Origin of the sequence: Stenotrophomonas sp. HMSC10F06, assembly GCF_001807865.1 — a bacterium.
GTDB lineage: Bacteria > Pseudomonadota > Gammaproteobacteria > Xanthomonadales > Xanthomonadaceae > Stenotrophomonas > Stenotrophomonas bentonitica_A.
This window is the reverse complement of record NZ_KV791269.1, coordinates 46238-69351: the sequence shown is the minus strand read 5'-3', so window position 1 is coordinate 69351 and position 23114 is coordinate 46238. Positions and strand designations below refer to the sequence as shown.

Genomic DNA, 23114 nt, shown 5'->3' with positions numbered 1-23114 from the left:
CCCACGTAGAGCCGACCGTTGGTCGGCTGCCGTCCGCCCGCGTAGAGCAGCCGACCAACGGTCGGCTCTACCCCCCGGCGTCAGCCTGCGCTGCCGCCCAATGCCTTGAACAACGTCACATCGTTGATCAACTGTCGCTGCCTTACCGAGGCCAGCGACAGCTCCGCATCACGCCGGGTCTGCTGCGCTTCCAGCCAGGTGCGCAGGTCGGTGGCGCCGACCCGGTAGCGCACTTCATACATCCGCTCGATCTCGACCGCTTCGTCGTAGGACGCCTGCGAGGCTGCCACCTGGGTGGCGAACTGCGTGCGCGCCGACAAGGCGTTGTCCACCTCCGACAGCGCGGTGTACAGCGTGCGGCGGAAGCCGTTGGCCGCGATCTGATAATCCGTGCCGGCCAGCCGGGTGTTCAACTGCGCCTGGCGCACGTTGAGGAATGGCAGCGACAGCCCGGCGCCGAGCGTGGCGACCGGATTCTTCAGCACGTCCGACAGCGAGGTGGCGCCCGTACCCACGCTGCCGGTAAGGCTCAGCGCCGGGTAGTACTGGGTCGCGGTCACCTTGATGGTCTTCAGGCTGTTGCGCAGCCGCAGCTCGGCCGCGCGCAGGTCGGGCCGGCGGCCGAGCAGATCGGCCGGCAGGCCTTCGGCGATCACCGGGCTGGCCACGCGCTGCAGCTGTTGCGGCTCGTCGGCCACGGCCAGCGGCTGCCCATCCAGCAGTACGGTCAGTGCATTGCGCGCGGCAACGCGTTGCTGCACCAGCGCACTCTGCGCGGCACGCTGTGCCTCCAGGCTCTGGGCCGCCTGGCGCACGTCCAGCCGCGAGACCGCACCGGCATCGAAGCGGGCCTGGACCAGTTCGCGGGTGCGCTGCAGGCGCTCCAGGTTGGCCTGCCCTGCGTTGATCGACTGGTTGAGGAAGGCCAGCGTCCAGTACTGCGTGGCGACGTCGCTGATCACCAGCAGGGCGGTGTTCTGCAGGTCCTCCTGGCTGGCCTGGGCTTCCCACTGGGCGATGTCGCGCTGGGTGCGCAGGCGCCCCCACAGGTCGATTTCCCACCCCAGTGACACGCCGGCCGAGCTGCCGCGGTTCCAGTCCGCGCTCTGGTCGATCGGGCGGTTGCCGCTGCTGCTGACACTGCCCGAGGGCTGCGGCCACAGTGCGTTGTCGGCCAGCCCGGCCTGCAGGCGCGCGCGCTGCACCGCCAGCCCGGCCGAGACGAGGTCGGTGTTGGCGGCCAGGGCGCGGTCGATCACACGGTCCAGGCCGGGGTCACCGAACTGGGTCCACCAGGCATCAGTGCGGACATCGGCCGATGTGGCGTGCGGCTGTTCGCTCACAGCCTCGGTGGGGGTGTTCAGGGTGGCATCGCCACGGCCATAGGTGGCCGGTACTGCCGGCGCGTCGACCTGGTAGCGACCGGTGCTGACGCAGGCCGACAGGGTCAGTGCGGTCACGCAGGCCAGGACCAGTGGACGCAGCGAAGCGGGGTGCAGCAGAGCAGGAGAAATCTTCATTCGCGCGCCAGCGCCTCCACGGGATCAAGTTGGGCGGCATTGCGGGCCGGCAGGAAACCAAACGCCACGCCGATCAGGCTGGAGCAGGCAAAGGCGGCCACGATGGACGCGGTCGAGAACAGCATCTGGAAGTCCGGCGCGAACTTGCCGAACAGCCAGCCGACCACCAGCGACAGGCCGACGCCGAGCAGGCCGCCGAGCAGGCACACCAGCACCGCCTCGATCAGGAACTGCTGGCGGATGTCGCTCTGCCGCGCGCCGACGGCCATGCGCACGCCGATCTCGCGGGTCCGTTCGGTCACCGAGACCAGCATGATGTTCATCACGCCGATGCCACCGACCAGCAGCGCGATGGCGGCAATGGCGCTGATCAGCAGCGTCATCGTGCGGGTCGTCTGTTCGATGGTCTGGCGAATCTCGGCGCTGTTGCTGAGGAAGAAATCCTCGGTGCCGTGGCGCATGATCAGCAGCTTGGAAATCGCGGCCTGCGCGGCATCCATCGGGGTGGCATCGTCCACGCGCACGGTGATGCTGGACACATGGCTCTGGCCCAGCATCCGCGACATCACCGTGGTGTACGGCACCCACACGCTCAGGCTGGTGCTGCCGCCGAAACCGAAGCTCTGCCGCTGCGCCACGCCGACCACGCGCACCGGCACGTTGCCGAGCAGGATCACCTGGCCCACCGGGTCCTCGCCATTGGGGAAGAACTGGGTGCGGGTGTTCTCGTCGATGATCGCCACCTGGGCCAGGCTGCGCACCGCATCGGTATCGAAGAAGCTGCCGGCGAGCAGGGTCACGCCCTTGACCCGGAAGAACTGCTCGCCCACGCCGTTGACCTGCGCGGTGGCCGACTGGTTGCGGTAGCGCGCGGTCACCGAGGAGGAGACGCTCGGCGTGGCACTGTCGATATAGCTCTGCCGGCCCAGTGCATCGGCGTCGCTGGCCTTGAGGGTCTGTACGCGGGCCGAGCGCATGTCGCCGAACCCGCGCCCGGGATACACATCGATCGTATTGGTGCCCAGTGCGCTGATGTTCTGCAGGATCTGCTGCTGCGAGCCGTTGCCCATCGCCACCACCGAGACCACCGAAGCGATGCCGATGATGATGCCGAGCATGGTCAGGAAGGTGCGCAGGCGGTGGGCGTTCATCGCCAGCAGGGCCATGCGGAACGCTTCGGTGAAGCGGTCGCGCGCGGCCCGCCAGCTGTGGCCCTTGCCGGCGGCCACGGTGGGCTGGCGCTGCGCGCGGTAGTGCGGTGCATTCGGATTGGTGCGGTCGGCAATGATCTCGCCGTCGCGGATTTCGATGATGCGCTGGGCGTGTTCGGCCACGCTCATGTCGTGGGTCACGATGATGATGGTGTGGCCTTCGGCATGCAGCTCGCCGAGGATGCCCATCACTTCTTCGCCGGATCGGGTGTCCAGCGCGCCGGTCGGCTCATCGGCCAGGATCACCTCGCCACCGTTCATCAGCGCCCGAGCAATCGACACGCGCTGCTGCTGGCCACCAGACAACTGGCCGGGCTTGTGGTTCATGCGGTCGCCCAGGCCGAGCCGCTGCAGCAGCTGTTCGGCGCGTGCGGTGCGCACCGGGCCGGGGCTGCCGGCGTACACGGCCGGCACGGCGACATTGCCGCGCGCATCCAGATCGCCGAGCAGGTGGTAGCGCTGGAAGATGAAACCGAAATGCTCGCGGCGCAGTTCGGCCAGCTCGTCCGGCTCCATGCGGCCGGTCTCGCGGCCGGCGACCTGGTAACTGCCACGGGTCGGCCGATCCAGGCAGCCGAGGATGTTCATCAGCGTGGACTTGCCCGAACCGGACTGGCCAACGATGGCCACCATCTCGCCGGCGGCGATGTCCAGATTGACATCGCGCAGCACTGCGATGGTCTCATCGCCCGCCGGAAATTCGCGGCGCAGGTCGCGCAGCCGCAGCAGCGGCGTGCCCGTCGAGGCGCTGCTCATCGGCGCGGCCCGCCCATGCCGGGGCCGCCGATCCGCACCGTGCTGCCGCCGCGGTTGCCGCCACCGGTGCCCTGCAGGCCGCCGCCTTCGCCGACGATCACCTTGTCGCCCTCGGCCAGCCCGGACAGCACCTCGGCATTGGCGCCGTTGTTGATGCCGATCTTGACCTTGCGCGGCGCCGGCATGCCATCGGCATCGGCCACGCGCACCATGTACTGCCCGTCGCGGGTCTTGGGGCCGAGTGCAACGGCCGGGATGATCAGCACGTCCTTGGCCTGCTTGAGCATCACCGAGACCTGCGCGGTCATGTCGATGCGCAGCGTGCCGTCGGGGTTTTCCACGTCGAACAGCGCGTTGTAGTACACCGCCGTGCTGGAACTGGAACTGGACGAGCTGGAGCTGCTCGAGCTGTCGTTGGCGATCGAGGCCGGCGCCGGATTGATCTGGCGCAGCGTGGCGTGGAACTTGCGGTCCGGCTCACCCAGCGTGGTGAAGTACACCGGCATGCCGGCCTTGATCTTGACCACGTCCGCTTCGGAGACCTCGGCATTCACCGTGACCAGGTCCAGGCGGGCCAGCATCACGATGGTCGGCGCGGTCTGGTTGGCGTTGACGGTGCGGCCTTCTTCGGCGACCACGGCGACCACGGTGCCGTCCATCGGCGCGGTGATGCGGGTGTAGGCCAGGTTGGCGCGGGCGGTGCCCAGTTCGGTTTCGCGGCCCTTGATCTGTGCATCGAAGGACTGGATCTGGGCACGCGCGGTCCTGAGCTGGGCGTCGGCCGCATCGAACTCGGCGCGCGAAGTGGCCTCGGCGGCGAGCATCTGCTGCTGGCGGGCGAACTCCAGCTCGGCTTCGCGCAGGCTGGCCTGCTGCACCGCGCGCTGCGCCTTGACCTGGTCCAGCGAGGCCTGGGCATTGAGCACCTGGTTCTGCTGGGTGGTGGCGTCGATCTCGGCGATCAGGTCGCCTTCCTTGACCGTATCGCCGAGCTGGACTTTCAATGATTTGATCTGGCCGGAGGCCTGTGCGCCGACACTGACCAGCTTGTAGGCGTCGATCACGCCGGTGGCTTCCACGGTCTGTTCGATGTCGCCGCGGCTGACCGGTGACGTGGCCAGGGTGGGGGCGGCCGGCTTGCGCAGCATCCATGCCACAATCGCGGCGATCAGGATGACGACCACGAGCAACAGCAGCAGACGGGCACGGCGGGTTCTGGGCAAACGGGGCTTCACGATGATCGTCAACTCGGCAGGCCGGTGCATCGGCGTTGTCAGCATTGTGAAGATCGTTCACCGCCGGCTCAATGCTCGCCGTGTACCAAGATGTATCCCTGCGGTGCACAGGGCGTTTCGTTATGTATCTGCATGACCCTTTGAAACAGACGTACGCAAACCATGAGATGCGGTTCAGCTCCCGACAGGGGATGATCACCGCATGGAGACTGCCAACAGCATGCATAGACTGCTGATCGTCGATGACGACAACGATATCCGCCAGCTGCTCGCCGAGCAGCTCGGCCGCGCCGGTTACCTGGTGAGCACTGCCGGCGATGGCCACGGCATGCGCCAGCTGCTGGAGCGCGAGCACGTGGACCTGATCGTGCTCGACCTCAACCTGCCGCGCGAAGACGGCCTGACCCTGTGCCGCGATCTGCGTGCGCGTTCGAGCACGCCGGTGATCATGTTGACCGCGCGCAGCGAGCCGATCGACCGCGTGCTGGGCCTGGAGATGGGTGCCGACGATTACCTGGCCAAGCCGTTCGAGCCGCGCGAACTGCTTGCCCGCATCCGCAACGTGCTGCGTCGCACCGAGGCGCTGCCGGCCAACCTGGAGCCGCTGGCGATCCGCCGCGCGCGCTTCTCCAGCTGGATATTCGATCTGGAACATCGCCACCTGGTCGATCCCGATGGGCGGGTGGTGGTGTTGTCCGGCGCCGAGTTCCGCCTGCTGCGGGTCTTCGTGGGGCATGCCAACAAGGTGCTGTCCCGCGAGCAGCTGGTCTCGCTGAGCAGCGGCCGCAACTACGAGTCGCAGGACCGTGCGATCGACCTGCAGGTCAGCCGCCTGCGCAACAAGCTGGCCGATGACGGGGGCAGCGATGGCCTGATCAAAACCGTGCGCAACGAAGGCTATGTGCTTGCGGCGGCGGTCACCCTGGAATGACACGCCTGCGCCGTTTCTTTTCCTCGATGGTGGGACGATTGTTCGTCATCCTGCTGCTGGGAATGAGCGTGGCCGCGATCGGCGCGACCATGCTGGCCAGCACCAAGCGCCAGCAGGAATTTGAACGGCAGAACCTCAACCGCATCGCTGATCGCCTGCAGGGCTTCGTGAACCTGCTCGACGGCAATCCGGAACTCCGCGAGCGCCTTCTCGGCAGTGGCGGGCCGAGCGTGCGCCAGTTGCCCGAGGGCGCACGCATCGGCCGGCCCGACGCGGCGTTGATGGAGATCCTCGATGACCGGCCCGGGCCGGTGGCGAGCAGCCAGGTCGCCTTCACCTCCTTCCGCTCCTGCCTGCCGCGGCTGCCGGAACTGCTGCCGCCGCCGCCGCGCGACAAGGAAAAGATGCGGCATCCGCCGCGTGAGCGTGATCCGTCTTTCATTCCGCCCAAGTGCCGTGTGGTGACCCTGCAGCTGAGCGATGGCACGCCGCTGCGGCTGGCGCTGGATTCCCCGGCGGTTGCGCATAACGGCGTGCTTGCCGTGGACCCGCTGTTCCTGACCCTGCTGGTGGTGGCGATCGCGATCCTTGCCTACATCGTGGCGCGGATGGCCAGTGCACCGCTGCAGCGCTTGGCTGATGCCGCCGCGGCGCTGGGCGATGACCTGCAGGGCGCGCCGATGCCGGTGACCGGCCCGTTCGAGGTCCGCCGCGCCGCGGAGGCGTTCAACGCCATGCAGAAGCGCCTGCAGCGCCACCTCGGTGAACGCACCCAGATGCTGGCGGCGATCACCCACGACCTTCAGACCCCGGTGACCCGCCTGCGGCTGCGGCTGGAGAACGTCACCGACGAGGCCCTGCGTGAGCGCCTGATCGGCGACCTGGGCGCGATGCAGGCACTGATCCGCGAAGGCCTGGAGCTGGCCCGCAGCGCCGAGAGCGCCGAACAGCGGGCCGCGCTGGATCTGGATTCGCTGCTGGAGAGCATCGTGGAAGATGCCGCCGAGGCCGGTGGGGATGTGCGCTTCGAGCAGCCGAGCGGAGCGGTACTGATGCTGCGGCCGCTGGCGATGCATCGCCTGTTCTCCAACCTGGTCGACAACGCGTTGATGTATGGGCAGACCGCACGGGTGCGCGTGAAGCAATCCGGGCAGGACGTCGAGGTCCGCATCCGCGACAGCGGCCCGGGCCTGGCCGAGGACGAACTGGAAGCCGTGTTCGACCCGTTCGTGCGGTTGGAAACCTCGCGTTCGCGCCAGACTGGCGGGGCCGGGTTGGGGCTCACCATCGCCCGCGCACTGGCCGAGAAGGATGGGGCAAGCCTGCACCTGCGCAACCATCCGCAGGGCGGGCTGGAGGCCATCGTGCGCTGGAGCTCGCCGGCGCGGGCCCCGGCCGGATCCCGCGGCGGCTGACGCCGGCTCCCCCAAAACGCAAGGATTTGCCTACTATGGGCATCTCTTTCCAGCGTCTCCCCCATGAGAGCGTACGACTCTGCCAGCCCCCGCGCTGGTGCACGGCCGTTCCCCCCATGCGCACGGCGCCTGCCCAAGGCTGATCCATACGGATGAGCGATCGGGGGGGCAGGAACCGGTGGCGGCCGGCACAACTGAAGTTCCCGGGCATGCCGACCCTGCAGGCGGCTGCGCTGTGGCTGATGCTGCTGTGCGCGGTCCCGTGGTCGCTCTCGGCCCAGGATGGCCCGCCGCCGCTGCGTGACTATGCGATCGATGTCTGGACCTCGCGCAACGGGCTGCCGCACAACTCGCTGCGCGACATCGCCCAGACCCCGGAAGGGCATCTGTGGTTCGCCACCTGGGAAGGCCTGGTCCGCTACAACGGGCTGGATTTCACGGTATTCGACCGCAGCACCACGCCGGGCCTGCGCGACAACGGCGTCGGCGCGCTGCTGGTGGACCGCAGTGGCGGGCTGTGGATCAGTGATTCGCGCGGCAATGTGACCCGGCGCGGCGCGGACGGCCGCTGGCAGGTCTGGGAGCATCGCCCCGATACCCCGCAGGTGCTGATCCAGGCGATGCAGATGGACAGCCACGGGCGGCTGTGGCTGCTGTACGAAGGCAAGGGTATCGGCAGCCTGGGCCCGGACGGCACGTTCGACTATCAGACGCCGCCGGCCGACGTGCCGATGGCGATGAGTTTCACCAAGCTGGTGGTGGATGCGCAGGACCGGGCCTGGGTTGGCACGCTGGACGGCCTGGTCGTGCGCGACACCGATGGCGTGCAGCGCCGCGCGCCGGACAGCTGGGGACTGGGGCGCGGCCTGGTATGGCCGTACCGCGCGCCCGATGGGGTGATGTGGGTGGTGGCCGGTGAGCGCATCTACCGCATGCAGGATGGGGCGCCGCTGCTGCAGCACCGCCTGCCGGGGGTGACCCACATCACTGCGATGCTGCAGGACCGCCACGGCGACCTGTGGCTGGGCACCGAGAACCAGGGCCTGCTGCGCTTGTCGCGGCACGGGCTGGAGCGGTTGCCGACCGGGCTGTCGCTGCCCGGGGGGCGCGTGGTCAGCCTGCGCGAAGACGCCGAGGGCAGCATCTGGGTGGGCGCCAATGGCGGCCTGTACCGCTTGCGCGAAACCTTGTTCAGCAGCTTCACCGAGCGCGACGGGCTCAGCGGCGACTACGTGCGCACGGTGTTCGAGGATCGCCTGCGCCAGCTCTGGATCGGCAGCGCCAGCGGCCTGGACCGGCGCGACGCGCAGGGGCGCTTCAGCCCGGTGCCGCTGCGCAACAACGTTGGCAAGAGCCCATCGGTGCTGAGCCTGGCCCAGGATCGTGAGGGCAGGTTGTGGGTCGGCACGTTCGGCGACGGCATCTTCCAGATCAACGAACAGGGCCAGCGCCTGCACGTCTACGGCAACGCCGAAGGGCTGCCGGGCGGCAACATCCGCGCGATCAGCATCGACCGCGACGGGGTCGTCTGGGCCGGGACCCAGAAAGGCGTGATCCGCATCGAGGCCGGCCAGGTCGGGCAGCCGGCGATTCCCGGCATGCCGACCGGGCTGATCACCGCGCTGGCGCATGATGCTGAGGGCGGGCTGTGGATCGGCACCATCGAGGGCATCCGGGTGCTGCGCGGCGACCGGGTGCAGGCCATCGACCTGCAGCGCCTGGGCGGCGGGCGCAGCGTGTTCGGCTTCCAGCAGATCGGCGATGCGATGTGGATCAGCACCGACCGCGGCCTGTACCGCTACCAGCAAGGCACGCTGGCGCGGGTCGGCCTGGAGCAGGGCATGCCGGTGGACACCGTGTTCCAGCTGGTGCCCGACCGGGTCGGCAATGTCTGGATCAGCAGCAACCGCGGCGTGCTGCGCACCGACATGGCGATGCTCAATGCCGTCGCTGACGGGCGCGCCGCGCGGGTGGAGGTCGAGCATTACAACGAGATCGACGGCATGGCCAATTCACAGGCCAACGGCAGCTCCGGGCCATCGGCGATCCTGCGTCAGGACGGCACGTTCTGGGTGGTGACCGCTGGTGGCCTGAGCATGGTCGACCCGCTGCGGCTGCAGCGCTTCCGCGAGCGCCTGGCGCCGCCGGCGGTGATCGAGAGCGTGCAGGTCGATGGGGCGCCGCTGCATTGGCAGGGCAGCGACCATAATTCGATTCCCGGCGGGCGCCGCTTGAGCGTGAGTTACGTCGGGCTGAGCTATCTGCTTTCCGAGCGTATCCGCTACCGCACCCGCCTGGATGGCCTGGACAAAGGCTGGATCGAGCGCGGCCAGCAACGCAGCGTGGAGTTCATCGGCCTGCCGCCGGGCGACTACACGCTGCACGTGTCCGCTGCGCATCCGGGCGGTGCCTGGAGCGACAGTGAAGCGGTGTGGGAATTCACGGTGGAACCGTTCCTGTGGCAACGCCGCAGTGTGCAGCTGGTCGCCGCGCTGATGTTGCTGGCCGGGCTGATCGCGTTGTACCGGTATCTGATCAACCGTTACAAGGCCAGCAATGTACGGCTGGCACGGATGGTGAAGGAAGCGACGCTGGATCTGCAGACGCAGACGGTGAACCTGCAGGCGCTGAATCTGGAGAAGACAGAATTGGCTGACCGGCTGGCAGTGCAGGCCGAGGCCTTCGAGCGGCAGGCCCGCGAAGACGCCCTGACCGGGCTGCCCAACCGGCGCGCGTTCGATGAAGCGCTGGCGCGTGATTTCGCGCGCTCGCAGCGCAGCCACCACCCTCTGTGCCTGGTGGTGCTGGACATCGACCACTTCAAGGAAGTGAACGACCGGCACAGCCATTGGGTGGGCGATGTGGTGCTGGTGGAAGTGGCGCGGCTGCTGGCCTCGGCCTGCCGTGATTCGGACATGCCGGCGCGTACCGGCGGCGAAGAATTCGCGCTGCTGCTCAATGACACCCGCCTGGACGAAGCCGCCCAGGTCTGCGCGCGCCTGCGCGGGTTGTTCCATGACCACCCCGACTGGGCAGGCATCCCGGGGCTGACGGTGACCTTCAGCGCCGGCCTGGTCGAACTGGATGCCGCCGACCGCACGCCGATGCTGCTCTACCAGCGCGCCGACCGCGCGCTGTACCGGGCCAAGAGCGAAGGGCGCGACAGAACCGCTATCGGTTGATGCCGCTCAGGGGCGCGGCCAGCTGTTGGCGACCTTGCAGAACAGCTTGGCGGTCTGCTCGGTGTCATACACCGCGCTGTGCGCCTCATCGGCATCCCAGCCCAGCCCGGCTGCGGTGGCCGCGCGTGCCAGCACGGTCTGGCCATAGGCGATGCCGCCGAGGGTGACGGTGTCGAACACGCTGAAGGGGTGGAACGGGTTGCGCTTGTGGCCGGTCCGGTTGACCGCCGCATTGACGAAACCCAGGTCGAAGTGGGCGTTGTGCCCGACCAGGATCGCGCGCTGGCAGCCGTACTTCTTCATCGCCACCCGGATCGGTGCGAAGATGTGGTCCAGCGCGTCGCGCTCGACCTTGGCCAGCCGGAAGGGGTGGTCCAGGATGATGCCGGTGATCTCCAGCGACTTGGGATCGATCTCCAGGCCTTCGGCGGGTACCACATGGGCGCTGGCGGTCTGGCCGGGATAGAGCAGGCCGGTCTCGTCCATCTCGATCGGCACCGCGGCGATCTCCAGCAGGGCGTGGCGATCCGAGTCGAATCCGCCGGTCTCCACGTCCACCGCCACCGGCAGGAAGCCGCGGAAGCGGGTCGCCATCAAGCGCTGGGCGGCAGCGGGCAGTGCGTCGGCAGCAGCCGGCGCGTCGGAGCGGGGGAGGTCGTCAGTCATCGCCCCAGTTTAGCAGAGCGACCTGTATGCCCCCCGCGCCCAGGCCAGTGCCGGCGTGCGCCCGCGGCCGCGGTGCAGCAGGTGATCCAGGCTCAACGGGCCGGCACCCTGCAGGGCCAGCGGCAGCAGCATGGCCATGAACAGCAGCGGCAGTTTGAAGTTGCCAAAGCCCTGGTCGGTGATGACATAGCCCATTGCCAGCTCGGCCAACCCATCCCAGTGCATCGGCCAGTGCACGGCGGCCGTGGCGACCACGGTCAGCACCAGCAGGCAGCTCGCGGCCAGGCGCGTGCCCAGCCCGAGCAGCAGGCACACCGCGCCGATCAGTTCGAACCAGGTGGCCAACTGCCAGTTGAGTGCGGCCGGCAGCTGGTCGAACGGGAATGGGAAGGCGTGCTGCAGGTCCTCGAACCAGTTCTGGCCGCGAAGTTTTTCGCGGCCGGACTCGAAATATTCCCAGCCCATCAGCAAGCGCAGGCCGAGCGGCGCGAACCACGGGCCGAGACGATCCAGCCGGTCGCGCAGGGCGACCAGATGCAGTGACTTCATGGAGGTACTTCCTTGGTGGAGGGGTCAGGAAACAGGCGCGGCAGGCCCGATCACGCCGCTGTCGTGGAACTGGCGCAGCAGGGCGGCGCCGGGCGAAAGCAGCGCATCGGCCGCCATGCCGTGCGCCTGCGCAAGCTGCTGCAGGCAAGTGGTGCCGGTACTGCCGGGATGCTGACCGATCAGCTCCAGCAGCTGCGCGGCCATCGGGCTGACGGCGGCGAAGCGGACCTGCCCGTCCGGGTCGCGCCGGACCAGCAACCCGGTCGGCTCGGGGCCGGGCTGCGCGGGCGCGTCATCGGTGCCGAGCCGGTGCACCGGCCAGCGATAGAGCAGGGGCCAGGCCAGGGGGGAGCGCTGCAGCGCCGCGTGCATCGGGTCCAGGCCGGGCGAGGGCGGCAGGGGGGACGCATCCCACTGGTAGAGGGCCGTTTCCACCCACTCGTAATGTGCCAGTTCGGCCAGTGCCGGGTGTGGCAGCGCGGCCTGGTGCTGCAGCCACTGCACGAACTCGGCAGCCAGTTCGGTGAACAACGGTGTCTGCGCCGGGTGACCGGCAAGGAAGCGCCGGACCAGGGCGGCCCACGCCGCGTCCCCCAGCAGCTGCACGCAGACCGGAAAACCGTTGCCGAGCAGGCCCAGGACGTTGTTGAACACCAACCGCTGGTAGACGCCCAGCCGGCGCGCGTCCATGCCTTCGGGGGCCGCGATATGGTCCGGGTCGCGCAGATGGGCGGTGAACGCTCTCTGCTGTGCGTGAAGCCGTGCCGGGGCGTCAGTCATGTCCGCTCCCGGCATGGGCGGCCATCAGTCGGCGGATATGCTGCAGTTCTCCGCGCAGTTCGGCATAAGACGGGAAATTGAAATCGCGTTCCAGCAGCGTGGGGCGCGCGCCGATGCGTGCATAGGTGCGGGCGAGCAGGTCCCAGACCGGATCGATTACTGCGCTGCCATGGGTGTCGATCTTCAGGTCGGGGGCTTCGTCCAGATGGCCGGCCACATGCAGGCAGACGATGCGCGCGGCCGGCAGCCCGGCGATGAACGCATCGGCGTCGTAGCCGTGGTTGCACGCGTTGACGTAGACATTGTTGACGTCCAGCAACAGATCGCAATCGGCCTCGGCCAGCACGGCGTTGGTGAAGGCCAGTTCGTCCATGGCCGGGTCCGGGGCGAGGTAGTAGGACACGTTCTCCACCGCGATGCGCCGGCCCAGCAGGTCCTGCACGCGGGCGATGCGTGAGGCGGTGTGGCGCACGGCTTCGTCGGTGAAAGGAATCGGCAGGAGGTCGTAGAGATGGCCGTCATCGCTGCAGTAGCTCAGGTGTTCGCTGTACAGCGGCACGTTGTGCCGGTCGAGGAACCGTCCTACCTGTTCAAGCAGCACGGTATCCAGCGGCGCGGTGCTGCCCAGCGAGAGCGACAGCCCATGGCAGGTGAGCGGGTGGCGCGTGGTCAGTTCGGCGAGTGCGTCGCCGGCCGGCCCACCGATACCGATCCAGTTTTCCGGCGCGCATTCGAGAAAGTCGATATCGCCGTTTGGCGCATCGCGCAGGTCCTGCAGCAGGGCCCGGCGCAAACCCAGTCCGGTGGCCGCCGCAGGCAGCGGCGACCGGGCCAGGCCAGTAGCGAGAGCGTCAGTGCTTGGCACCGCACTTGCCTTCGCCGCACTTGCCTTCCGCCGTCTTCTTGTCGCCAGCCGTCTTGGCCTTGGCGCCGGTCGTCTTTCCCTTGTCGGCGCCGCACTTGCCTTCCCCACACTTGCCTTCGGCGGCCTTGGCACCGGTGGTCGCAGCCTTGTCGCCATGCGCACCGCACTTGCCTTCGCCACACTTGCCCTCGGCAGCCTTGGTCGCTGCCTGGCCGGCCACCAGATAGCCTTGGGCCAGCTCGGTCATGCTCAACGCAGATGCGGAGGCAGTAACGCCCAGGCCCGCGGCCAGCGCAGTGGCCGCCAACAAAGACAGTGATCGGGTGGGTGTGCTCATCGGGTGGATCTCCTTGAAATGGGCCGGGGCCCGGGATGGCTGCGTGGGGGCAGCAGGTGCGGCCATGGTGGCCTGGCCCGGCTCATCGAATCCTCACACAGGATTCAACGTTTCGTGAAGTGCAGCGCCGCATTCCTCAGCGGCAAGTGGGTCGGGCGCTGGGTCGAGATCACTGGCGCCTCCCAGCGAGCAAAAAAAAACCGCCACCCGAAGGCAGCGGCTTTTGCTTTCCGTTTTTGAAGCCCATGCTCAGACGTGATCGGTGCTGCTCGTCTCGTCGCGCTTCTCGCGCGGCGGCAGCGCCTGCTCGCCATGCACCAGGAACCACACGTTCTCGGCGATGTTGGTGGCATGGTCACCCACGCGCTCCAGGTTCTTGGCCATGAACAGCAGGTGGGTGCACGGGGTGATGTTGCGCGGGTCTTCCATCATGTACGTGAGCAGCTCGCGGAACAGCGCGGTGTACTGCGCATCCAGACGAGCATCATCGTCGCGCAGTTCCAGCGCCGCGGCGGCATCGTTGTCGCGGTAGGCCTCGATCGCACGGCGCACCTGCTGCGCGGCCAGCCGGCCCAGCGCGCGCAGGCCCTGGATCTGCGGCAGCGGCGGCACCTTGCTCAGGGCGATCGAACGCTTGGCCACGTTCGCCGCGTAATCGCCGATGCGTTCGATGTCGGCCGGGATGCGCAGGCCGGCCAGGATCTCGCGCAGGTCGCGTGCCATCGGCCCGCGCAGCGCCAGACGCATCACGTCGTGGCTGATGTGCTGCTCAAGCTGGTCGATGGCTTCATCGTTGGCGATGATGCGCTGGGCGGCGTTCTCGTCGCGCTTCTCGATGACGTCCATGGACGCCTCCAGCTGGGCGACGGCCATCTCGCCCATGCGCACGATCTCGGCCACCAGGCGCTGCTGTTCTTCGTCGTAGCTCTTGACGATGTGGTCGTTGGGAATGCTCATGCGGTTCTATCCAGGGTTCGTGGGCCGGAATCAGCCGAAGCGGCCGGTGATGTAGTCTTCGGTCTGCTGCTTGTTGGGCTGCGAGAAGATCACTTCGGTGCGGTCGTGTTCGATCAGGTCGCCCAAGTACATGAAGGCGGTGTAATCGGACACGCGCGCGGCCTGCTGCATGTTGTGGGTGACGATCACGATGGTGTAATCGTGCTTGAGCTCTTCGACCAGCTGCTCGATGCGGCTGGTGGAGATCGGATCCAGCGCGGAGGTCGGTTCGTCCAGCAGCAGCACGTCCGGGCGCAGGGCCACGGCGCGGGCGATGCACAGGCGCTGCTGCTGGCCACCGGACAGGCCCAGCGCGCTCTGGTTGAGCTTGTCCTTCACCTCGTCCCACAGCGCGCCCTGGCGCAGGGCCTGCTCGACGCGATCAGTCATCTCCGACTTGGAGAGCTTTTCGTGGTGACGGATGCCGTAGGCCACGTTCTCGAAGATGGTCATCGGGAACGGCACCGGCTTCTGGAACACCATGCCGACCTTGCTGCGCAGGCGGTTCATCGGGTACTTCGGCGAGAGGATGTTCTCCCCGTCCAGCATCACTTCACCGCGCGCTTCCAGCTTGGGGTACAGCGCGTAGATGCGATTGAAGATGCGCAGCAGCGTGGACTTGCCGCAGCCGGAGGGACCGATCAGCGCGGTGACACGCTTTTCCGGAATCTCCAGGTCGATGCCCTTCAGCGCGTGGAACTTGTCGTAGTAGAAATCCAGCCCACGTGCGGCCAGCTTGATCGGCGCCGGGGTCTGCAGGCTTTCATGCGAGGCCGGGACCACGATGCGCTGCATCGGCACGGCGTTGGAGAGATCGTTCATGGCGATGTCCGTGGAAAGGTCAGTCATGGGAGATACGGTTGCGCAGCAGGATGCCGCGCGCGGAAAGGCTGACCAGCAGGACGAACACGGTCAGCACCAGCGCGCCGGCCCAGGCCAGCACCTGCCAGGATTCATACGGGCTGCCGGCAAACTGGTTCATCACCACCGGCACCGAGGCCATCGGCTGGAACACGTTGCTGTTCCAGTACTGGTTGCCGAAGGCGGTGAACAGCAGCGGGGCGGTTTCACCGGAGATGCGGGCCAGGGCCAGCAGGATGCCGGTCACGATGCCGGCAGCAGCGCTGCGGTACAGCACCTGCACGGTCACCTTCCACTGCGGGATGCCCAGCGACAGGGCCGCTTCACGCATCTGCGAAGGTACCAGGCGCAGCATTTCATCGGTGGTACGCACCACCACCGGCAGCACGATGAAGGCCAGCGAGAGCGCACCGGCGAAGGCCGAGAACTGGCCACCGGTCTGCATCACGTACAGGGTGTAGACGAACAGGCCCAGCACGATCGATGGCGCCGAGAGCAGGATGTCGTTGACGAAGCGGACCACCGTGCCGGTCTTGCGGAAGTTGCCGTACTCGGCCAGCCAGGTACCGGCCAACACGCCGAGCGGGGTGCCGATCGCGATTGCCAGGCCACACATCACCGCGCTGCCGAAGAAGGCATTGGCCAGGCCGCCTTCCTGCATCGGCGGTGGGGTCATCTTGGGGAACAGGTCCAGATTGATGCCGGCCAGGCCCTTGGAGGCCAGCGTCCACAGAATCCAGCCGAGGAAGAACAGGCCGAACAGTGCGGTCAGGCAGGACATCAGCAGCGCGACCACGTTGACGATGCGGCGGCGCAGGTACAGCGGTTGGGCGTTGGCGGTGGACATCAGTTGCCCTCCTTGCGGGCCAGGCGCATCAGCATCAGGCGGGCGATCGCCAGCACCACGAAGGTCACCAGGAACAGCACGAAGCCGAGCAGCAGCAGGGCCGAGCGGTAGGTTTCGGTGGCTTCGCCGAAGTCGTTGGCGATCAGGGCGGCAATGGTGGTGCCCGGTTCGAGCAGCGACGGCGACAGACGCACGCTGTTGCCGATCACGAAGGCCACCGCCATGGTTTCACCCAGGGCGCGGCCGAGGCCGAGGAAGATGCCGCCGATCACCGCCGAGCGGGTGTAGGGCAGCACGATGTCCCAGCTCACTTCCCACTTGGTGGAACCCAGCGCGTACGCCGATTCCTTCAGACGGGTCGGCACGGTGAGGAACACCTCGCGCATCACCGAGGAGATGAAGGGGATGACCATGATCGCCAGCACGAAGCCGGCGGTGAGCACACCGATGCCCAGCGGCGGACCCTGGAACAGCGGGCCGATGATCGGCATCGTGCCCAGGTGATCATTGAGGAACGGGGTGACGTACTCGGTCATCACCGGGACCAGCACGAACAGGCCCCACATGCCGTAGATGATCGAGGGGATACCGGCCAGCAGTTCGATGGCGGTACCGACCGGGCCACGCAGCCAGCGCGGGGCGACCTCGGTCAGGAAGAAGGCGATACCGAAGCTTACCGGGACAGCGATGACCATCGCGATCAGGGCGGTGACCAGGGTGCCGTAGATCGGTGCGAGCGCACCGAATTTGTTCTCGACCGGATTCCATTCGGAGGAGTAGAAGAAGCTCAGGCCCTGCTCCTGCAGGGCATGGCGGCCGCCCCACAGCATCGAGAGCGCGGCGCAGGCCAGGGCGACCAGCACCAGGATGACGGTGGTGATCAGTACCCAACGGAACAGTGTGTCGTTGCGGGCATCACGCAGGTCGCGAAGAGACGGTGCGGGAACAGGCTGGGCGATGGCATTCATGGCTGAGGCGGGGGCCCGAGAAGAGAAGAGGTAGTGCCGGGCGATGCCCGGCATCACGTTCGGAGCGTGGTGCCGCCGGGCAGGGCCCGGCGCTACGATCGGTCAGGCCCGCGCCAGGCGCGGGCCTGCCTGGTTCACTTGAACTCGCTGGTCCAGTACGCCTCGATCTGGGTGACCAGCTCGGCCGGCAGCGGCACGTAGTGCAGTTCGTTGGCCTGGGCCTGGCCCTTCTCGAAGGCCCACTTGAAGAACGCCAGGGTGTCCTTGCTGCGCTGGGCATCCTTGGGCTGCTTGTGCATCAGCATGAAGTTGGTGGCGGTGATCGGCCATGCCTGGTCGCCCGGGGCATTGGTGATGACCAGGTTGAAGTCCTTGGCGCTGGCCCAGTCGGCGCTGGCGGCTGCCGCGGCGAAGGTTTCCGCGCTCGGCTGCACCCAGTTGCCGGCGGCGTTCTGCATCGAGGCGTACGGCATGCCGTTCTGCAGCGCGTAGGCCAGCTCGACGTAGCCGATGGAGCCCTTGATCTGCTTCACGTACGAGGCCACGCCTTCATTGCCCTTGCCACCCACGCCGTCCGGCCACTGCACCGAGGTGCCTTCGCCGACCTTGCTCTTCCAGTCCGGGCTGACCTTGGACAGGTAGTTGGAGAAGTTGAAGGTGGTGCCTGAGCCATCCGAACGGTGCACCAGGGTGATCTTGCCGTCGGGCAGTTTGACGCCCGGGTTGGCAGCGACGATGGCCGGGTCGTTCCAGGTCTTGACCTTGCCCAGGAAGATGTCGGCCAGCAGGGCGCCGCTCAGGCGCAGCTTGCCGGCTTCCAGGCCGTCGATGTTGACCACCGGGACCACGCCGCCGATGGCCGACGGGAACTGGCCGAGACCGGCCTGGGCCAGTTCTTCGCTGCTCAGCGGCTTGTCGGAGGAACCGAAGTCAACGGTGCCGGCCTTGATCTGGGCGATGCCGCCACCCGAGCCGATCGACTGGTAGTTGATCTTGGCGCCGGTGGCGGCGTTGTAGTCGGCCGACCACTTGGACACCAGCGGGAAGATGAAGGATGCACCGGCGCCGGAAATCTCGGCGGTCAGGCGATCGCCAGCGGCCGGAGCGGCAGCGGGCGCATCGGTGGCCGGCGCGGCGGCTTGGCCTTCAGCGCCCGGCTTGCAGGCGGAAAGACCCAGCGCGATGGCCAGGGAAAGGGCGGCGATGCTGGCCGTGTGCAGTTTCATGCGTCACTCCATAGCGGGATAAGGGCCGGTCTTTCCGGCGACGCGACTATGAAATGATGTTTTTGTTACAGCTTGATGACGCCGTGACCGAGCGCACGCAAAGCCTTGCGGCACAAGGGTCGGGCATTTTGCGGCAGGCAACAAAAAGGCGCGGAACCTTGCGGTCCGCGCCCGATGGCGCCGGAAGGGGGAGAGAGGTCCCTCCGGCGCCATTGCTCTGTCCGGTGGGTTGCGTCGGGGGCGACGCGTACCGACCAACGGTCGGCACCTACCGCTAGGTCACCACCGTGGGTGGTGACTTCCTCAATACTTCAGGTTCTGCGACCAGTAGGTCTCGATCTGCTTGACCAGGGTGTCCGGCAGCGGGACGTAGTCGAGCTGCTTGGCCTGCGCATCGCCGCTCTTGTAGATCCAGCGGAAGAATTCCTGGGTGGCCTTGGCGTTGGCGACGTTCTTGGGCTGCTTGCGGACCAGGATGAAGTTGGTGGCGGTGATCGGCCACGCATCGGCGCCCGGGGCGTTGGTCATGACCAGGTAGAAGTCCTTCGCGCTGGCCCAGTCGGCGCTGGCGGCAGCGGCGGCGAAGGAGGTGTCGCTCGGCAGCACGATCTTGCCCGAGGCGTTCTTCATCGCAGCGTAGGACATCTTGTTCTGCAGCGCGTAGGACAGTTCGACGTAGCCGATGCCGCCCTTGATCTGCTTCACGTAGGCGGCAACGCCTTCGTTGCCCTTGCCACCGATGCCGACCGGCCACTGGACGGAGGTGCCTTCACCGACCTTGGTCTTCCACTCCGGGTTGACCTTGGAAAGGTAGTTGACGAAGTTGAAGGTGGTGCCCGAACCGTCCGAGCGGTGCACGACGGTGATCTTGCCGTCGGGCAGCTTCACGCCCGGGTTCAGCGCGGCGATCGCCGGGTCGTTCCAGGTCTTGATCTTGCCCAGGAAGATGTTGCCCAGGGTCGGGCCATCGAGCTTCAGCGCGCCCGGGGCGATGCCGGCCACGTTGATCACCGGGACCACGCCGCCGATGACCGACGGGAACTGGGCCAGGCCGGCGGCAGCCAGTTCTTCCGGCTTCAGCGGGGCATCGGAGGAGCCGAAATCAACGGTCGCGGCCTTGATCTGGGCGATACCACCACCGGAACCGATGGACTGGTAGTTGACCTTCTTGCCGGTGGCAGTGCTGTAGTCGGCCGACCACTTGGACATGACCGGGTAGATGAACGAGGCGCCCGCGCCGGTCACATCGGCGGCGTTGGCGGCAAACACGGATGACGCGGCGAGGACGGCAACAGCGGCGCGCGACTTGAAGGCGTGGATCACGGGGTGGCTCCTGGGATGGATGAAGGTGCGGGGTGTCCCGCCCGGTGCTCATTCCATAACGGTTCGATGACAGCGCAGCGACTGTCATATGACCACCTCGTGACACGCCTTCCGGGCGGGGTGTCACAGCGGCTGCAGCGCCTCCGGGACCGCGTAGCGGCGGCCGTCGAAGCGCAGCACGCGGCGCTCGCCCTCCACTGGCGTGTCCTGGTCGCGGCAGGTGTCCCCGTCCATCCAGCTGTGCGTGGTGACCCGCCGCTCGCGCAGGATGAGATCGGCCAAGCCGTGTTTGCCTTTGGGCCCAACGGCCACGGTGCGCGTTACGTCGGTGGAGTCGCCGGCGCAGCGGGTGTCCCACTCGGCCTGGAAACGACCCAACACCATCGGTGGGCCGAGCGTGCGCAGCGTGTCTGCCTGCACCGCCAGCAGATGCAATTGTTCTTCGCTGAACGGATTGGGCCCGGCGCCATTGCGGCGCTGCACGCGCAGGCCGAAGGCGAGGGTGTCCGGCGCAAGCTGGTAGCGCGCAGTATCCAGGTGCATGCCGTCGTAGAAGATCGCATCGCTGTCGAGTGCGCCGGACAGCACCGTCCAAGCGCGCGTGGCGAGGGTGTCGGAATCGATTACCAACACCTCCACGTCGCCATCGCGGGCGTCGTTGTCGCCACCGTCGCGCCAGACCGGCGTGGCCACCAAGGTCAGCTCGGGGCGTGCCGGCCATCGGCGGCAGACGCTGGCGGCGGTGTCGCGGGTATAGCCGAGGCGATCGGGCAGCGCATTGTCCGCCCGCACCACGTAGGCCTCCTCAGCGGCCGCCTGGGCGTCATGGCAGTCCTGCGCCTGGGCGGGCAGGGCGGCGGCACTGCACGCGGCGGCCAGCAACAGCGGGAGGGCGATACGCATCGGGTTCCATCCATGGGGCAAAGGGCGCACAGCATACGCGCGCATACCGGCGCGCGGGCACGAAAAAGGCGCAGCCGAAGCTGCGCCTTTGTGTGTCACGCGTGTTGCAGGGCTTACCAGAAGAACTGCAGGCGCGCTTCGAGGATGTTCGGGTCGTCGTTGACGAACGTGCGCGCGGTCGAGCTGTACTTCTTGCTGTCCACCATCACGTAGTTCAGCGCGAACTTGGTGTTGGAGCGCCAGTAGTAGTTCACGCCCACGGTCCAGATGTCCATCTTGCCGCCGAGCACGCCATCGACGATCGGCGGGCGGCCGGCCACCGGATTCGCGTTCAGGTTACCGTCGTTGAGATCCATGTGGTCGTAACGCGCACCCAGCTGCCACATGCCGCGGCCCGGTTCGTCCGGCAGGCCGGTGGTCGGGGTGCCGCCCTTGTAGCCCCAGGTCTCGCCGCTGATGTTCCACAGGCCGCTGACGTAGTAGCCGTCGCTGCTGTAGTTGTCGTGCGAGTAACGCTTGGCCTTGCTGGTGTAGTACTCGGCCTGGGCCTTGAACGGGCCACCGATGTACATCGCTTCGGCACCGATCGTGCTGACGCGGTCGGTATCGACCAGGTTGCCGCTGTCGACCAGGCGCGCGGTGGCCAGGTCGGCGTTCGGACGGGCGCGCACGCGCAGGGTGTCGGCGTCGGTGTCGTAGTCCACATAGCTCAGGCCGAAGTGCAGGACCTGGCCCTTCTCGTTGATCGGGGCCCAGGTACCACGCGCGCCGTAGCCGCTGCCGTGGGCCAGGTTGCGGGTCAGCTCGCGGCCGAAGGCGCTGGCGGTGACGGACCAGTTGTTGTCACCGATGCTGTAGGCGCCACCGAGGCGGCGGGCCACGGCGTAGGTGTTGGTGACCGCGGCCTTGGAGATGAAGTCGTTGTTCTTGGTGCTGGAGAGTTCTTCCAGGCTGTTGGGCTGCTTGAACTGGCCGAACTGCACGAAGTGGTTGGCGTTGCCGGCCAGCTTGTACTTCAGGTTGGTGTCCAGGAACTTGTCGGCCTTGGCGTCGTAGCCCACCACCCATTCCACGTTGCCCGGGCCCTTGCCCTTGAGCACCAGCTCGGCGCGGCGCAGCTCGAATTCGCTGTTCTTGCCGTTGCCGGCATCACCGCCGTTGAGGTCGGTCACATCGTTGTCGAACCAGTTGCCGTCGGCCTGGACCAGGCCCTCGAACGTGATTTCCGAACCGCCGATCACATCGATGGCCACTTCAGCGTGAGCGGCCGGAACGAACAGCGCAGCCGCCACGGCCGCAGTAAGAAGTTGGCGATGCAGTTTCATGGAAGGAGCCTTGCAGGCAGGTGGGAAGATGCTGCGCAGGCTAATTAGTGAAGATTGCGTAAATGTGACAGTTTCAGACAAACCGTCATCACCCGCATCCCAAGCGGCGTCAGGGGCTGCTATTGATGCCCGGCGCAGATGACCGCCGGGTTGCGCCCATATGGCAGTCGCGTGCCCCGTTCAGGCGGCGGTTTTTTCCTTGAATCGGCACAGGTCGCGGATCACGCATTGCGGGCAATCCGGCTTGCGTGCTTTGCACACATAGCGGCCGTGCAGGATCAGCCAGTGGTGCGCATCGAGCAGGAACTCGGCGGGGATCACCTTGACCAGCAGATCCTCCACCGCGCGCACATCCTTGCCCGGTGCCAGGCCGGTGCGGTTGGACACGCGGAAGATGTGGGTGTCCACCGCCATCACCGGCTCACCGAAGGCGGTGTTGAGCACCACGTTGGCGGTCTTGCGACCGACACCGGGCAGCGCTTCGAGTGCGGCGCGATCACGCGGCACCTCGCCGCCGTGCTGGCTGACCAGCATCGCGCAGGCGGCGATCACGTTCTTGGCTTTCGCGTTGTACAGGCCGATCGTGGCGATGTACTTCTTCAGGCCGTCCTCACCGAGCGCCAGGATCGCCTGCGGCGTGTTGGCGATCGGAAACAGCTTGCGCGTGGCTTTGTTGACGCCCACGTCGGTGGCCTGCGCGGACAGCGTCACCGCCACCAGCAGTTCGAACGGGGTGCTGTACTCCAGTTCGGTCTTTGGGTGCGGGTTGAGTTCGCGCAGGCGCGTGAACATTTCGATCACGTCGGCCTTGGGCATGCGTGCGGTGCGTGCGGCGGTTTTCTTCATCGTTGCCATCAGGACGTGCGGCCAGCGGCCTTGGCCTTGGCGCGCGCGAGGATCGCGGCGGCGGCAGAGGGCAGGGCGGGCTTCTGGATCTCGGGAGTGGGGGGCGGTGCACGGCGCGCATCGCGTTCGGCGGCACGGCGCGCGAGCCGCTGCTGGCGCTGACGGTAGCGTTCGCGTGCGGCCCAGGCCCGTTGCAGCTGCTGCTGCGCCTGCTGCAGGCGCTGCGGCAGGTCGGGATGACCGGGCAGCAGCTGTGCGTCGCCCGGGTGCGGAACGTAGTCCATCAGCCCGGCGTCCAGCGCGGCGTCCCAGTGATCATCGAGCACGAGCGCCAGCAACTGCGCCGGCGAAACGGTAGGGGGAGGCGACATG

The 23114-nt window shown here is 67.3% G+C and carries 21 protein-coding genes; 3 read left to right on the top strand and 18 right to left on the bottom strand.

What is annotated here, in order from left to right; all coding sequences use genetic code 11:
• Positions 1 to 80 precede the first annotated feature (80 nt).
• The 3 genes from HMPREF3113_RS08855 to HMPREF3113_RS08845 are packed head-to-tail and all read right to left on the bottom strand — an operon-like array spanning position 81 to position 4752.
• Positions 81 to 1520: a TolC family protein gene (locus HMPREF3113_RS08855; RefSeq protein WP_070471821.1), complete on the bottom strand. Its 1440-nt coding sequence runs from the start codon at positions 1518 to 1520 to the stop codon at positions 81 to 83.
• A complete protein-coding gene (locus HMPREF3113_RS08850; RefSeq protein WP_070471820.1) occupies positions 1517 to 3487 on the bottom strand; it encodes a MacB family efflux pump subunit in 1971 nt (656 codons plus the stop codon). Before HMPREF3113_RS08850 ends, HMPREF3113_RS08855 begins: the two co-directional genes overlap by 4 nt.
• Positions 3484 to 4752 carry an efflux RND transporter periplasmic adaptor subunit gene (locus HMPREF3113_RS08845; protein ID WP_070427566.1) on the bottom strand — a complete coding sequence of 423 codons (1269 nt, stop codon included), beginning with the start codon at positions 4750 to 4752 and terminating at the stop codon, positions 3484 to 3486. The genes HMPREF3113_RS08850 and HMPREF3113_RS08845 overlap by 4 nt, the downstream gene beginning before the upstream one ends.
• A 172-nt stretch (positions 4753 to 4924) precedes the next feature.
• Here HMPREF3113_RS08845 and HMPREF3113_RS08840 point away from each other — a divergent pair, with 172 nt between their 5' ends.
• The 3 genes from HMPREF3113_RS08840 to HMPREF3113_RS08830 all read left to right on the top strand — a co-directional run bounded on the left by HMPREF3113_RS08840 (position 4925) and on the right by HMPREF3113_RS08830 (position 10250).
• The gene (locus HMPREF3113_RS08840) at positions 4925 to 5653 is read left to right on the top strand and encodes a response regulator (protein WP_019185902.1); all 729 of its coding nucleotides are present in this window, start codon (positions 4925 to 4927) and stop codon (positions 5651 to 5653) included.
• Positions 5650 to 7068 carry a sensor histidine kinase gene (locus HMPREF3113_RS08835; protein WP_070471819.1) on the top strand — a complete coding sequence of 473 codons (1419 nt, stop codon included), beginning with the start codon at positions 5650 to 5652 and terminating at the stop codon, positions 7066 to 7068. Before HMPREF3113_RS08840 ends, HMPREF3113_RS08835 begins: the two co-directional genes overlap by 4 nt.
• Positions 7069 to 7277: 209 nt before the next feature.
• Complete coding sequence (locus HMPREF3113_RS08830; protein ID WP_083298755.1) at positions 7278 to 10250, top strand: ligand-binding sensor domain-containing diguanylate cyclase; 2973 nt, start codon at positions 7278 to 7280, stop codon at positions 10248 to 10250.
• 6 nt (positions 10251 to 10256) lie between these two features.
• On the opposite strand, the gene rnt is transcribed toward HMPREF3113_RS08830, so the two are convergent.
• From rnt to HMPREF3113_RS08755, 15 genes are all read right to left on the bottom strand, one after another.
• Positions 10257 to 10844, bottom strand: a complete 588-nt coding sequence (gene rnt, locus HMPREF3113_RS08825; RefSeq protein WP_046272216.1) for a ribonuclease T — start codon at positions 10842 to 10844, stop codon at positions 10257 to 10259.
• Positions 10845 to 10925: 81 nt separating this feature from the next.
• Positions 10926 to 11465 (bottom strand): HvfX family Cu-binding RiPP maturation protein, encoded by a 540-nt coding sequence (locus tag HMPREF3113_RS08820; protein WP_070471817.1) that lies wholly within the window; start codon positions 11463 to 11465, stop codon positions 10926 to 10928.
• A 24-nt stretch (positions 11466 to 11489) separates the two neighbouring features.
• The gene (locus tag HMPREF3113_RS08815; RefSeq protein ID WP_070471816.1) at positions 11490 to 12245 is read right to left on the bottom strand and encodes an HvfC family RiPP maturation protein; all 756 of its coding nucleotides are present in this window, start codon (positions 12243 to 12245) and stop codon (positions 11490 to 11492) included.
• Complete coding sequence (locus tag HMPREF3113_RS08810; RefSeq protein ID WP_070471815.1) at positions 12238 to 13110, bottom strand: HvfB family MNIO-type RiPP peptide maturase; 873 nt, start codon at positions 13108 to 13110, stop codon at positions 12238 to 12240. The genes HMPREF3113_RS08815 and HMPREF3113_RS08810 overlap by 8 nt, the downstream gene beginning before the upstream one ends.
• Positions 13097 to 13447, bottom strand: a complete 351-nt coding sequence (locus tag HMPREF3113_RS08805) for an HvfA family oxazolone/thioamide-modified RiPP metallophore (RefSeq protein ID WP_070471814.1) — start codon at positions 13445 to 13447, stop codon at positions 13097 to 13099. The genes HMPREF3113_RS08810 and HMPREF3113_RS08805 overlap by 14 nt, the downstream gene beginning before the upstream one ends.
• A 249-nt stretch (positions 13448 to 13696) precedes the next feature.
• Entirely contained in the window at positions 13697 to 14404 is a 708-nt protein-coding gene (gene phoU, locus HMPREF3113_RS08800; protein ID WP_070471813.1) for a phosphate signaling complex protein PhoU, read from the bottom strand.
• A 30-nt stretch (positions 14405 to 14434) separates the two neighbouring features.
• Positions 14435 to 15265, bottom strand: a complete 831-nt coding sequence (pstB, locus tag HMPREF3113_RS08795; RefSeq protein WP_070471812.1) for a phosphate ABC transporter ATP-binding protein PstB — start codon at positions 15263 to 15265, stop codon at positions 14435 to 14437.
• A gap of 19 nt (positions 15266 to 15284) precedes the next feature.
• A complete protein-coding gene (pstA, locus tag HMPREF3113_RS08790; RefSeq protein WP_070471811.1) occupies positions 15285 to 16151 on the bottom strand; it encodes a phosphate ABC transporter permease PstA in 867 nt (288 codons plus the stop codon).
• A complete protein-coding gene (pstC, locus tag HMPREF3113_RS08785) occupies positions 16151 to 17119 on the bottom strand; it encodes a phosphate ABC transporter permease subunit PstC (RefSeq protein ID WP_070471810.1) in 969 nt (322 codons plus the stop codon). Before pstC ends, pstA begins: the two co-directional genes overlap by 1 nt.
• A gap of 134 nt (positions 17120 to 17253) precedes the next feature.
• On the bottom strand, positions 17254 to 18345 hold the full coding sequence (pstS, locus tag HMPREF3113_RS08780; protein WP_070471809.1) for a phosphate ABC transporter substrate-binding protein PstS: 1092 nt from the start codon (positions 18343 to 18345) through the stop codon (positions 17254 to 17256).
• A gap of 303 nt (positions 18346 to 18648) precedes the next feature.
• Positions 18649 to 19668 (bottom strand): phosphate ABC transporter substrate-binding protein PstS, encoded by a 1020-nt coding sequence (pstS, locus tag HMPREF3113_RS08775; RefSeq protein ID WP_070471808.1) that lies wholly within the window; start codon positions 19666 to 19668, stop codon positions 18649 to 18651.
• A 123-nt stretch (positions 19669 to 19791) separates the two neighbouring features.
• On the bottom strand, positions 19792 to 20571 hold the full coding sequence (locus tag HMPREF3113_RS08770; protein ID WP_070471807.1) for a PA3715 family protein: 780 nt from the start codon (positions 20569 to 20571) through the stop codon (positions 19792 to 19794).
• 113 nt (positions 20572 to 20684) lie between these two features.
• Positions 20685 to 21896 (bottom strand): OprO/OprP family phosphate-selective porin, encoded by a 1212-nt coding sequence (locus HMPREF3113_RS08765; RefSeq protein ID WP_070426968.1) that lies wholly within the window; start codon positions 21894 to 21896, stop codon positions 20685 to 20687.
• Positions 21897 to 22076: 180 nt separating this feature from the next.
• Positions 22077 to 22751, bottom strand: coding sequence for an endonuclease III (gene nth / locus HMPREF3113_RS08760; protein WP_070471806.1), 675 nt, complete (start codon positions 22749 to 22751; stop codon positions 22077 to 22079).
• A complete protein-coding gene (locus HMPREF3113_RS08755) occupies positions 22751 to 23113 on the bottom strand; it encodes a hypothetical protein (RefSeq protein WP_046272024.1) in 363 nt (120 codons plus the stop codon). Before HMPREF3113_RS08755 ends, nth begins: the two co-directional genes overlap by 1 nt.
• Position 23114: the final 1 nt, after the last annotated feature.